Annotated in this window: 13 protein-coding genes; all 13 read right to left on the bottom strand. The window is 47.2% G+C overall.

All coding sequences use genetic code 11. From position 1 onward, the window contains the following. Window positions 1–4: 4 nt before the first annotated feature. Window positions 5–469 (bottom strand): NADH-quinone oxidoreductase subunit NuoE family protein, encoded by a 465-nt coding sequence (locus CLV93_RS00505; protein ID WP_106540217.1) that lies wholly within the window; start codon window positions 467–469, stop codon window positions 5–7. 275 nt (window positions 470–744) lie between these two features. After that, a complete protein-coding gene (gene nuoE / locus CLV93_RS00500; protein ID WP_106540216.1) occupies window positions 745–1,275 on the bottom strand; it encodes an NADH-quinone oxidoreductase subunit NuoE in 531 nt (176 codons plus the stop codon). A gap of 6 nt (window positions 1,276–1,281) precedes the next feature. Further along, window positions 1,282–3,081 (bottom strand): NADH-dependent [FeFe] hydrogenase, group A6, encoded by a 1,800-nt coding sequence (locus CLV93_RS00495; protein WP_106540215.1) that lies wholly within the window; start codon window positions 3,079–3,081, stop codon window positions 1,282–1,284. 27 nt (window positions 3,082–3,108) lie between these two features. Continuing rightward, entirely contained in the window at window positions 3,109–4,902 is a 1,794-nt protein-coding gene (locus CLV93_RS00490; protein WP_106540214.1) for an NADH-quinone oxidoreductase subunit NuoF, read from the bottom strand. A gap of 30 nt (window positions 4,903–4,932) precedes the next feature. Beyond that, the gene (locus tag CLV93_RS00485) at window positions 4,933–5,322 is read right to left on the bottom strand and encodes a (2Fe-2S) ferredoxin domain-containing protein (RefSeq protein ID WP_106540213.1); all 390 of its coding nucleotides are present in this window, start codon (window positions 5,320–5,322) and stop codon (window positions 4,933–4,935) included. A gap of 14 nt (window positions 5,323–5,336) precedes the next feature. Then, on the bottom strand, window positions 5,337–5,882 hold the full coding sequence (locus tag CLV93_RS00480) for an ATP-binding protein (protein WP_106540212.1): 546 nt from the start codon (window positions 5,880–5,882) through the stop codon (window positions 5,337–5,339). Window positions 5,883–5,884: 2 nt separating this feature from the next. Then, the gene (locus tag CLV93_RS00475) at window positions 5,885–6,610 is read right to left on the bottom strand and encodes a PHP domain-containing protein (RefSeq protein ID WP_106540211.1); all 726 of its coding nucleotides are present in this window, start codon (window positions 6,608–6,610) and stop codon (window positions 5,885–5,887) included. Between the two features lie 3 nt (window positions 6,611–6,613). Next, window positions 6,614–6,949 (bottom strand): DRTGG domain-containing protein, encoded by a 336-nt coding sequence (locus tag CLV93_RS00470; protein ID WP_106540789.1) that lies wholly within the window; start codon window positions 6,947–6,949, stop codon window positions 6,614–6,616. A gap of 82 nt (window positions 6,950–7,031) precedes the next feature. Then, window positions 7,032–8,444 carry a [Fe-Fe] hydrogenase large subunit C-terminal domain-containing protein gene (locus tag CLV93_RS00465; RefSeq protein ID WP_106540210.1) on the bottom strand — a complete coding sequence of 471 codons (1,413 nt, stop codon included), beginning with the start codon at window positions 8,442–8,444 and terminating at the stop codon, window positions 7,032–7,034. Next, on the bottom strand, window positions 8,441–8,860 hold the full coding sequence (locus tag CLV93_RS00460; RefSeq protein WP_106540209.1) for an ATP-binding protein: 420 nt from the start codon (window positions 8,858–8,860) through the stop codon (window positions 8,441–8,443). The genes CLV93_RS00465 and CLV93_RS00460 overlap by 4 nt, the downstream gene beginning before the upstream one ends. After that, window positions 8,860–9,204: a DRTGG domain-containing protein gene (locus tag CLV93_RS00455; RefSeq protein ID WP_106540208.1), complete on the bottom strand. Its 345-nt coding sequence runs from the start codon at window positions 9,202–9,204 to the stop codon at window positions 8,860–8,862. Before CLV93_RS00455 ends, CLV93_RS00460 begins: the two co-directional genes overlap by 1 nt. A 205-nt stretch (window positions 9,205–9,409) precedes the next feature. Continuing rightward, window positions 9,410–10,423, bottom strand: a complete 1,014-nt coding sequence (locus CLV93_RS00450; RefSeq protein ID WP_106540207.1) for a dihydroorotate dehydrogenase-like protein — start codon at window positions 10,421–10,423, stop codon at window positions 9,410–9,412. 218 nt (window positions 10,424–10,641) lie between these two features. Continuing rightward, window positions 10,642–12,921 (bottom strand): sodium-translocating pyrophosphatase, encoded by a 2,280-nt coding sequence (locus CLV93_RS00445; protein WP_106540206.1) that lies wholly within the window; start codon window positions 12,919–12,921, stop codon window positions 10,642–10,644. Window positions 12,922–12,967 lie beyond the last annotated feature (46 nt).

Genomic DNA, 12,967 nt, shown 5'->3' with positions numbered 1-12,967 from the left:
AAAGTTACTTCTTCATGTAATCCGACAGAATCTCACGGACTTTTTCCGGAGTCAGGTCGGTATACACTTCCTCGTTGATCAGCATGGCCGGGGCTTTGTGACAAAGTCCGAGGCAGTTAGTTTCAACCAGGGAGAATCGGCCGTCAGGTGTGGTTTCACCTGTCGATATTTTGAGCATATCCTGAATGGCCAGAAGCACCTGGTTTTTCCCTTTCATCGAGCAGGAAATTGTTTTGCAAATCCTGATGATGAAACGGCCCATTTTCCGGTGTTCGAGGAAAGAATAAAAAGTGGCTGTTCCATAGACTTCCGCTGCCGGCAGGTCAAGTTCCCGCGCGATCTCAATCATGGAATGTTCCGAAAGGTAACGTTCCTGTTCTACAACTCCTTGAAGTACAGGTAGCAGACTTTCGCGCTTGCGGCCGTGTTTCACCGCCAGCTCTTTAATTAAGGATTGGATTGGATCCATAGTTTGATGATTTATAGTGAAGAAAAAATGATGTCTGCGATAAGGGCTCTCTCTCCTGAATCATCTACGTTCTTTTCGAATTTATATAGAATTCGGATGAAATGCTATATGTGTAAAAGTCATATTTTAAAAACTGGTATGAAATAAGAGTTAAAACAAATTGTAATATCCTTAAAATAGTGAAAAGTTAAAGAAATATATAGCAAAAATCATAAAAAAAAACGGGTCTAAATAGACCCGTTCTGTCTGATATACAGACCTTAACATATGTGTATTTACTCTTTTGTCGGATGTGTCAGGCAACCGGCTTTGTATTCCGAAATGATTTTTCGTACATCTGCCTGAGCCACACGTCCGTACACCTTTTCACCAACCAATAGTACCGGAGCAAGTCCGCAGGCACCAACGCAGCGCAAACTGGAGAGCGAAAACAGCCCGTCCGGAGTAGTTTCTCCTTCATCAATGTTAAGCTGCCGTTTGATTTCGTTCAGGATATTTTCAGCACCCCTTACGTAACAAGCGGTACCCATACAAAGCGAAATCGGGTATTTGCCTTTCGGTTTCATGGTAAAGAACGAGTAGAACGTTACAACACCATACACCTTGGCCACTGAAATGTCCAGCTCTTTGGCGATCAGCTCCTGGATTTCTGCAGGCAGGTAACCAAACTGGCTTTGCACGGCGTGAAGGATGTTGATGAGTTCGCCTTCCTGGTAATTGAAACGGCGACATATTTTTTTGACCAATGCAATTGCATTTTCCGACAACTGCACTTTATGGTTTTTCAAATCTCTGGTTATTTCCATGATAAATTATTTTTTATCGTCAGTTTCAGAAGCATTACCGTCCTGTTCAAACACGGTGGAGCGGTCGAAATATTTGGTATGTAGCAGGTGATGCGCTTTTTCACTCATCGGTTCACCGAGATACTCTTCGTACAACTGGTAGATGAACGGGTTCTCATGCGATTTGCGAATCGGTTTATTCCGGTCTTCCTGGTAAATGGCCTGCTGGCGTTTTTTCAGGATGTCCGATTTTCCATGATGGAATGGTTGTCCTCCACCACCGATACAACCGCCGGGACACGACATGATCTCGATAGCATGGAACTGACTTCTTCCGGCAGCGATTTCTTCAAGCAGTTTACGGGCATTCCCCAAACCATGCGCAATGCCAATATGCAATGGCAATCCACCAAAATCGATGGTGGCATGACGTAGACCTTCCATACCGCGCAATTCCTCAAATTCTACTTTCGGAAGTGGTTTCTTGGTATAAAGCTCATATGCCGTACGAACAGCCGCTTCGATTACACCACCGGTTGTTCCGAAAATGACGGAAGCTCCCGTTGACATACCCATTGGCTGATCGAATTCTTCATCAGGAAGTGTGTGGAAATCGATGTTGGCCAGCTTGATCAGGTGTGAAAGCTCACGGGTTGTGAGTACAAAATCTACATCAGAGTTACCATCCACTGCGAATTCATCGCGGCCACGCTCGTACTTCTTGGCCACACATGGCATAATAGACACAACGACCAGTTTTTTCCGGTCGACATTCAGTTTCTCAGCAAAGTAATTCTTCGCTACGGCACCAAACATCTGTTGTGGGGATTTGGCTGATGACGGTACGTCGAGCAATGATGGGAAGTTGTGCTCGATGAATTTTACCCAGGCCGGACAACAAGACGTCAGGATAGGAAGCTTCACGGTAGAATCGCCGTTGAGGTGACGGGTTAACCGGTCGAGCAACTCCGTTCCTTCCTCCATGATGGTGAGGTCGGCAGCAAAATCGGTATCGAAAACATAATCGAAGCCCAAACGACGCAGCGCAGCGGCCATTTTTCCGGTTACGAGCGTACCAGCCTCTTGGCCGAATTCTTCGCCCAATGCAGCGCGCACAGCAGGTGCGGTTTGAACTACGACGGTTTTATCGGGATTGGACAAAGCTCTGATAACGGCTCCGGTTTGGTCACGCTCGGTAAGCGCACCGACGGGGCAAACAGCGACACACTGTCCACAATAAGTACAAGCCGAGTCCTGCAAGTCCTGTTCAAAAGCCGGAGATACCACAGAGTTAAATCCACGGTTGACAGCTGAAAGCACACCAACGGTTTGTACTTCGTTACACATGGTTTCGCAGCGGCGACACATGATACACTTATCCATATCGCGGATAATGGCCGGAGACTTGTCCTCGCGGTGTACCGATTTTTCTCCGGAGAAATGCAGTTCCCGGATACCCATTTTAATGGCCAGGCTCTGCAAATCGCAGTTGCCCGATTTGGCACACGTCAGACATTCGGCCGGGTGATCGCTTAGAATCAGTTCGACAATGGTCCGGCGGGTATTCATTACGCGAATAGAGGATGATTTGACAATCATTCCGTCGGTTGCCTCAGTTACACACGAAGGTGCGAGGTTTTTCCTGCCCTGTATTTCGACGAGACACACACGACAGCCACCGGGTTTATTTTCAATTTCCAGGTTGTCCAGTTTCATGTGGCAGAGCGTGGGAATTTCGACGCCCACTTTGGCTGCTGCCTCTAAAACAGTTGTTCCTTTAGGAACTTCAACGGTTTTATTATCGATGGTTAATGTTACCATTTTCATTTTTCAGATGATTTACGGATTGGTCAATCAGGCCACTGAGATGGCTTCGAATTTACATTTCTCCATACAGGCACCGCACTTGATGCATTTTTCCGGATCGATTTCATGCGGCTTCTTGCGTTCGCCTTCAATAGCGGCAACAGGACAGATGCGCGAACAAAGTGTACAACCGGTACATTTGTTAGGATCGATAACGTATTGCATCATGGCCTTGCATTGGCCGGCAGGGCAGCGCTTGTCTTCGACGTGGGCCAGGTACTCGTCCCAGAAGTTGTCCATGGTTGACAAAATCGGGTTGGGAGAGGTTTGTCCCAGTCCGCAAAGTGACGCGTCTTTCACCACATTACTGAGGAGTTTCAATCGGTTCAGGTCTTCCTTCGTTCCATTTCCTTTGGAAATTTTATCCAGAATTTCCCACAACCGTTTGTTTCCGATACGACACGGATTACATTTTCCGCACGATTCGTCAAGCGTAAATTCGAGGTAGAATTTGGCGATGGAAACCATACAATCATCTTCGTCCATCACAATCATACCACCGGAACCCATCATTGAGCCTGCTTCAGTCAGACTTTCGTAGTCGATAGGCGTATCGAGGAAGTTTTTGGTCAGGCAGCCGCCCGAAGGACCTCCGGTTTGTACTGCCTTGAACTCTTTCCCACCTTTGATACCACCACCAATGTCGTAAATCACTTCACGAAGGGTTGTTCCCATCGGGACCTCAATCAACCCAACATTGTTGATTTTTCCTGCTAAGGCGAAAACCTTGGTTCCTTTGGATTTTTCGGTACCGATGCCGCTGAACCATTTGGAACCTTTGTTGATAATGGGAGGTATGTTGGCGTAGGTTTCTACGTTGTTCACATTGGTCGGTTTGCCGAGATATCCTTTTTCAGCCGGGAACGGTGGTTTGAAAGTTGGCTCGCCTCGTTTTCCTTCCATGGAGTGGATGAGAGCGGTTTCCTCACCACATACGAATGCTCCGGCTCCGTAACGAAGTTCAATATCAAAATTGAAACCGGTATCCAGGACATTCTCTCCGAGAAGGCCGTAGTTGCGTGCCTGTTCCAGGGCAATCTTCAGGCGTTTGATGGCCAGTGGATATTCAGCCCGGATGTATACCAATCCTTTGTCGGCGCCAATGCAGTAGCCACAAATGGACATTGCTTCGATAACTGAGTGCGGGTCACCTTCCAGGATAGAGCGGTCCATGAAAGCTCCCGGGTCACCTTCGTCGGCGTTACAAACCACGTATTTCTGGTCTGCCTCACTTTTACGGGTCAACTCCCATTTCGTCCCGGTAGGAAAACCGGCACCACCGCGTCCGCGCAAGCCAGCTTTCTTGATCTCCTTGATTACCTGTTCGGGAGTCATTTCGCCAAGGCATTTGGCCATGGCGGCGTAGCCTTCGCGGGCAACGTACTCGTCGATGTTTTCCGGGTTGATGAAGCCACAGTTCCGAAGGGCGATTCGAACCTGCTTTTTATAGAAATCCATGTGCTTGGAATCGGATACCTTTTTCCCGGTTTCGGGGGCAGTGTAAAGCAGATGCTCTACTTTCCGTCCTTTGATGATGTGCTCCTCGATAATTTCCCGGGCGTCGGCAGCCTGTACCTGAACATAGAAAGTATTGTCGGGAAGTATTTTCACCACCGGGCCTTTTTCACAAAATCCGAAACAACCGGTGGAAACGACCTGGATTTCTTTTTCGAGGCCTTTATCCGCGAGAAGCGAGACCAACTCATCGTAAAGGGTGGCACCTTCGGATGAGCGGCAGCCTGTTCCGCCACATACCAGGATGTTCATTCTGTAATCTGTCATAACAAGGTTTTTGGAAAAGCGATTAAACGTTTAAATTGATTGATGATTGACTGGAATAATACCGTCGATTAATTCCTGATTCACGACATACTTGTCGATAATTTCCCGGGCACGTTCTTCTTTCACTTCGCCAAACACAATGGGTTCTTTCCCCGGAAGGGTAACTTCCACTGTGGGTTCGGCATAGCAATAGCCCATACATCCGGTTTGCGTAACGACAGCATCGACTCCACGTTGATCGAGTTGCTCAATCAGCACACGCATGGTTTCGCGGGCTCCCGAAGCGATTCCGCAGGTCGCCATGGCCACCTTGATGCGCACCAGGTCATCTGATTTGTCGCTGTTTTCGCGAAGTTTCATCCGGGTTTGCACCTCTTCACGTAACTTACGCAGCTCTTCTAACGATTTGATTTTGCTCATAATTGATCTATTGGTTATGATACCTGAATCGTTTTCAGGTTTTCTCTAATATGATTGATTAAGAATTCTCTTACTTCACTATTGGTTATCGGAACGTCTTCCAGTATTTGCTTTACTTCATCCGTATCGATGTTGAAATCTCCGCGGTCGGTGAGATAATTAAATTTGAACCGGATGGTTGGAAACGAGGAAAATAGCTGAACCAGTGTTTCAGCGATGTCGCCCAACGGCTGGCGATCGATATGGTTGTTAACCAAAACAGCTTCCACACGGCAACCATTTCCTACCGATGAACTGAGAATTAGTTTCCCTCCGGTTTGTTCCGCATTTTGTTTCAGCAGCGGAAGACCAAGCCCGACTTTTCTGGTTGTGCGCGATGTGTAGAACGGATTAAGTGCTTTTTCCATTTCCTGCGATGTCATTCCTTTCCCGTTGTCACAGATAAGAATCCGGAATTCGTTCTTCTGTGCAAAATCCTCAATAGTAATTTCGATTCGCGTCGACTCGGCACGAATCGAATTCTGGACGATATCGAGAATGTGTAACGAAAGCTCTTTCATCGCTACTGGTTTAACTTACTTCGCAAATAAGCCCTGACGGCTTCAAATGAATTTTCTTCCAACTCAAATGTTGTGGTTGCCCTCCCGATGTCTTTCGGGTAATGTGCATCCGATGAGCGGAGGAAATATTTTCCGCACAGTTCAGGATGCTGTCCGCAAATTTCCGTTTCCGACATGCGGTAGGAGAGTTCCAGAGCATCGTATTCCAGATTTTCGGGAATGAATCCCAAACGGTCGAGAATGCCACTGTACGGTCGATCGATGTGTGCCGGGATAAAAAGTCCGTTCAGCTTGTGCACCAGTGTTTCAATCTCCTTGATGCCTGCGCGGAGAGCGGAAATCAGCAAACGATCTTCCGTGTAAACGATTTGTTCGTCTTCATCGACTACCACCTGGTCGCCGAAAATGACCACATCGTTTTCTTCTTCCGGTATACGGGCGTCCAGGAATTCCTGAAAAGTCCGGGTTGCTTCGTCATCGCCGAACAAGCAAAGACAATGCACTTCTTCACGAGTATTGACTTCCGCACCCGTTAACACGGTTATTCCCGCGTCCTGTCCCAGCTTTTTTATCAATCCGGCTTGCCGCGTCGAGTTGTGGTCGGCTACCGCGATGATGTCGAGCTTCCGTTCCTTTGCCTCATGAATTATCCGGGCCGGACTCATGTCCAGACTTCCGCAAGGCGAAAGAAGAGAATGAATATGCAGGTCGGCCCGGAACGATTTCATGGTTTAGGAATTTAGAAGTTGGTACAATTTCCCGGCGATTTCGAACGTGCTCAGTTTTGTTCCGAGCACCGGAATATTCTCTTCGTTGGCTTTCTCCAGCATATCTTCTTCCGGCTTGTTTCCATTAACCAGAATGACTGTGGATAAATCCTTCAGCGATGCAATCGCCATTACATTCAGGTGAGTTTGGAGGGTTATCCAGGCCAATCCTTCGGTGGCATTTCCCATCACATCGCTCAGTAAGTCGGAAACATAGCCTCCTGTTACTTCACTGTCCAGCCCCTTTTTGCCGCCAAAGACTTCTAGTTCGAGGGCTTTTTGTACATCTTTTACTGTCATTCTATCCAGGTTATTTTTGGTTTGATTCCTTTTTTCGGCGGCTTCCTGCCGCATCAATTCATATCTTACTCTGCAATAAAAACTAGTACAAGTCGGCATCTTCTCCTTCGTTCATTAATCCAAATCCGTTATCATTCTTCGCGCCTCTTTTCGAACAGTCCATGTCGAAGCGATTTTCTCCCCACCGTTTTTCCAGGTTGCGGAATGCCTTTTCAGCTGATATTTTGCCTTCCTTCTGCCACAACTGCTGTATGTAAATGCAATCGGTCATCCGGGCTTCGTGCCGTACCATATCTTCGGCCAAAGCCAAACAGGACGGAGCACCACAGGCACCGCAATCAATTCCCGGTAGGTGACACATGATGGAACGGGCTTTCTCCATTTTCGCGAAAGCTTTCTCCATGTCGGTGTCCAGGTGAACCATCGGGCGGGGCTGAACCGGTGCGATACGCAATTTCTCTGCGAGGTCTTCCATTCCGACAGATGATTGAGCTTTTGGAAAGTTTTTTGCCCGGCTGTGCTGACGATCGGCTGTCAGAAAACGATTGCCTGTCATCATAATGCCGCCGGCGCAGCCTTCTTCACAAGCCCGTAGTTCCAGAAAGTCAATGTCGGGAAGGTCCCCGTCTTCCAGTCGTTCCAGAATACGAATAACATTATGCATTCCATCAACTGACAGAGATTTCCCTTCGAAAGCTGCTTTCTCTCCTTCCGGAAGACTCCAGAGTATTCCTTCGCGGGAAATTTCATTGCGGCAATCGCAGGAATGAAAGTTTCCGGTGACTCCGGTTGCTTTTGCCATTACCTGGTTGTAAATCTCGCTCATGTTAATGATGCCATCGACAATTGATTTTTTCTCACCTACCGGACTTTTCACTGCTGCAATTTTGGCAGCACACGGCGTGATATAGAAAATGCCGGCATCCGACGGATCGATTCCTTCTTCGGCTAATCGTTGTCTGACGTACCAGGCAGCCAAATCATGCGGAGCGTTTCGCAAAACCAGATGATCGGTCAGTGCCGGATATTTCACCTGAATCAGGCGAACGGTAGCCGGACAGAATGAGGAAATAATCGGACTTTCGCTGTCGTATTCATTCTGTGCAAAGTCTTTAATGGAATCGATGAGTACCGAGATCGGCTGTTCCACTTCACAAGTGTGGGTAAAACCAATTTGCTTCAGTACGCTATATATTTGTTCTTCCGAGATATTTTCAGGGAACTGACTCACGAAAACGGCAGGGAAAAGTGCGACCCGGTATTTGTAATCGAATATGCGTGAAAGGTCGTCCTGTTCCACATAAAAAGCATGGTAAGGACAAGCCCGGTGACACTCGCCGCAATCGACACACCGGCCCGGAATGATGGTGGCCTTCCCGTTCCGAATACGGATGGCTTCGGTAGGACACACCTGCAGGCAGTGCGTGCACGCCCGGCATTTATCCGGGGCGATTTTGATAGCGTGGTGTAGTTCCAATTGGTTCGATTGATTCATGGTTTGGCAAAATAATTAGTAATGTGTACCGTGGTTCCTTCACCGACCTTGCTCTCGATATTCAGTTCATCTGCATTTTTCTTAATGTTGGGTAATCCCATTCCGGCACCAAATCCCATGGCGCGCACTTCTTCTGATGCTGTCGAAAAACCTTCCTGCATTGCCTGGGAGATATCTCCAATTCCCGGTCCTTTGTCCCGCAACTCGATTTCCACCTTATCGTGACGTACGTCGACACTAATGATTCCCTGTTGTGCATGGGCGACAATATTTACTTCCGCTTCATACAGGGCGACAACAATGCGCCGGATAACCATCGGAGGAACTCCCAGTTTCTTCAGTACCTTTTTCACCTCACTGGATGCGACGCCCGCCTTGGCAAAATTGCCTCCTTCTACCTGAAAATTCAGTTTCATCAGTACACCGGTTTTAAACCTGCATTAAATAATAAAGCTGAGGTCCGAAAGAGTGAATACCCGGTTGTAATGAGTACGATATCATTCTCCCTGGCCAGTTTTATCATCTCCATGGTGATTTTCTTATTCCTGACAAACAGAATAAATTCAATATCGGCCATCTCGGCTGTTCGTATGGTTTGAGGATTAGCGAGGCCGGTCATCAACAGCAAGTTCTCGATGTTGATGGTCAGAACATCACTCATCAGGTCAGAACTGAAGCCATACTTGACGGTTCGTCTGAGTTTTTCCTCTCCACAGATGACTCTGCCGTTAACTATCTCAACTATACGGGCAAGCTCCATAGTCGGTTATTAAGGTTTGGTTTTCCTGATGGTAAAAATAGGAAAGAGGAAATGCCTAATACATGACTTTCATAAACTTTTACACGCTGATACACTGATTTTAATCAGTTCTAAACAAGGAGGGGAGAAAAGTAAAAACGAATCTAAAAGGAAGGCAAAATGGGAGAATAAAAAACCCGGCGTTTGCCGGGTTGAAATCGGAGAATTAAATCATTGGATATTTTTTGATTATCTCTGTTGAGTTCATCAGGATGTCGACGTACTGGGCCCGCTTGTATGCGTATGGATCCTGCAGATTTTTCATAGCGAGCTTTCCGCGGAATTCGTCAACTGATTTATAGCCTTTTTCTTCCATCCATTGTTCGAGCGTATCGAGCATTTTGGTAATGGCTCCGGCTTTGTTCCTGAATATTGTGCTGACAACCTGCACGGAGGTCGCACCTGCCAGCAGCATCTTAATCAGATCCTTCCCGTCGGAAATACCACGACTGGCGCAAATGTCACTTTTAATTTGTCCGTAGAGCAGACCAGCGAAACGCAAAGTAATCTGGTAGTCTTTTTCATGTGTCAGATCGAACGGGTAATAGAACTCTTCGGTCTCAATATCAATTTCAGGTTGGAAGAAGCGGTTGAAAAGAACTACGGCATCGGTTTTTGCTTTGTCGAGCTGCTGCACAAAGTTCAGTGGATTGCTGTAGAAGGATGAAATTTTCACGCTGACCGGAATTTTCACCGCTTTTTTCACTTTTTTCAGAATGTCCAGCTGATGTTCTTCAATACTCGCCCCGGCTTTTTCCAACTCAACCGGTACACTGTAAAAGTTCAGTTCCAAACCAGCGATTCCGGTTTCTTCCAGTTGTTTGGCATATTCTACCCAGGTAGAATCATAGATGGCATTCAAGCTGGCAAAAACAGGAACATCCACGTTGTCGACCGTTTTTTTCAACTGGTACAGATGTTCTTTGGCTCCGGCATGTTTAATGTTCGGGAAAATGTCGATCATCTCAGCGTGCCTTTCATCATATTCCCCGAGCATGTCGTCCAGCTGAGCTTCTTCGAGATGAATCTGCTCCTCGAAAAGCGAGCGGTAAACAATGGCGCCGACTCCGGCCCGTTCAATTTTTTTCACGGTTTCGAGCTTGTCAACAATACTGCTGGCTCCAAGAATGATGGGGTTTTTCAGCTGCACCCCCATGTACGTTGTTTTGAGATCCGCCATGTTCTATTTAATTTAGTTTTATTTATATGTAACATATTATATTATCAAATCGTTCACTGCGGGTGGGTTAGGGCAAATGTTTTTAGGTATTTTTAATAATTCTAAATGATTTGATAGGATTTCTTTCTCCTTAGAAAGTTATAGAATAATTGCTTTTTAACAAAAAAAGGAGGTGTCCATTTCGGTCACCTCCTTTTAAATATTAAGTGTGAGTTGTATTACAGAATATGATACGCCACTGTAACACCAGCCATAACGATGGAGGCCATCGTCATCAGCTTAATCAGGATATTTAATGACGGACCGGATGTATCTTTAAACGGATCACCCACGGTATCGCCAACAACACCAGCCTTGTGAGCCTCACTGCCTTTTCCGCCGTATTCACCTTTTTCGATGAATTTTTTGGCGTTATCCCAGGCACCGCCAGCATTATTCAGCATAACAGCCAGCGTGAAACCAGTGGTCAAACCGCCGACTAACAGCCCCACAACACCTGCAACGCCTAAAAGAATACCTACGGCAACAGGGACGATAATCGCCAGTAATGAGGGAAGTATCATCTCGCGCTGGGCACCGCGGGTCGAAATCTCAACACAACGGGCATAGTCCGGTTTCTGTTTCCTTTCCATGATACCGGGAATTTCGCGGAACTGACGGCGAACTTCATCCACCATGGCTCCGGCAGATCGTCCGACAGCTTTCATGGTCATCGCGCTGAAAACAAAGGCCATCATGGCACCAATAAAAATACCACCCAGCAGAAGCGGGTTGAAAAGTGTCAGATTGTAAGCATCGGCAAAGTCCTGAATATTGGCCGTTGCAATTTCCACAGCCCTTTGTCCGGCTGTTACCATTGGCATATGATCATTATAGAACAACACGTTGCCAACTTCTCTGACGCCGTCACCTGCCAGTTTTCCCAGCCATAAGCGAATTTCTTCCATATATGCAGCCAGCAAGGCCATTGCGGTAAGCGCAGCGGAACCGATAGCAAAACCTTTTCCGGTAGCAGCCGTGGTATTTCCCAACATATCGAGTGCATCGGTGCGTTGACGTACTTCCGGCGGCAGTTCTGCCATTTCAGCGTTTCCTCCAGCATTATCGGCAATCGGCCCAAATGCGTCGGTTGCCAGTGTAATTCCCAATGTGGAGAGCATACCAACAGCGGCGAAGCCAATACCATAAACACCATCGGCAAAGCTGTGGAAACCTCCACCGAATCCGTAGGCTGCAATAATGCCAATAACAATGGTAATAACCGGAATCCAGGTTGAGTACATACCCACTGCCATTCCTTCGATGATGGTGGTGGCTGGCCCTTGTAACCCTTGTTTGGCAATGCCTTTGGTTGGTTTATATTCATCGGAAGTAAAGTATTCAGTTCCCTGTCCGATGATAACACCGGCAAGAAGTCCGGAAACAACGGCTCCGAAAATTCCCCAGCTAATCCAGTCAAAGTATACCATAAATCCAAGAACAACCAGAATGAAGAACGAACTTCCACCGGTTCCAAGGAGCAAGGCATTCAGTAGGTTTTTCTGTGTAGCCGATTCTTTGGTTCTTACCAGGAAAATACCGGCAACAGAAAGGAGAATACCGATAGCAGCAACGAGCATTGGTGCAATAACTGCTTTGGTCTGATCTTCTCCGGTGAGACCGGGAAGAGCAGCTCCAAGTGCAGCAGTTGCCAGAATTGAGCCGCAATACGATTCGTACAGGTCGGCGCCCATACCGGCAACATCACCTACGTTGTCGCCTACGTTATCGGCAATAGTGGCCGGATTTCTTGGATCATCTTCCGGAATACCGGCTTCCACTTTACCCACGAGGTCGGCACCTACGTCAGCAGCTTTGGTGTAAATTCCACCTCCGACACGGGCAAACAGTGCCTGGGTGGAAGCTCCCATACCGAAGGTCAGCATGGTAGCGGTAATTTCAATTAGTTTTTCATGTTCTGTAGTTCCGGCATGAACAAAGGTGAGCCCAATCCATGAAAGTCCTTCATGCATGTTTGTCGCGGTATACACCAGTTTGTTCAGAATCATGTACCAGATGGAAATGTCGAGCAAACCGAATCCGACGACAACAAGTCCCATAACGGCTCCGCTTCGGAAGGCAATTTTCAAGCCTTTATTCAACGATGCAGAAGCTCCGTGAGCCGTACGGGCAGAAGCATAGGTTGCTGTTCGCATGCCCAGAAAGCCCGCTAATCCGGAGAAAAAACCTCCGGTGAGGAAAGCCACGGGAACGAACGGGTTTTGAACTCCCAGATAAGCAAGTATCCCAAGCAGGACAACGAGCACCACAAAAACCTGTCCCACCACTTTGTATTGTCGGGTGAGATAAGCCAGGGCACCTTCACGTACGTGCTGGGCAATTTCTATCATTGTAGGGGTCCCTTCCGAATTGGTCATCATATTCTTAAAGAATATCCACGCAAACAAAAGGGCAAATAATGAGGCGGCCGGAATAAGCCAGAAAACGGAATGAATCATAACAGACGCTTTAGTGATTATTGGTTTGATCAGGGCAAAATTTCCC

Origin of the sequence: Prolixibacter denitrificans (genome assembly GCF_003014495.1) — a bacterium.
GTDB classification, from domain to species: domain Bacteria; phylum Bacteroidota; class Bacteroidia; order Bacteroidales; family Prolixibacteraceae; genus Prolixibacter; species Prolixibacter denitrificans.
This window is presented reverse-complemented; position numbering and strand designations above follow the sequence as displayed.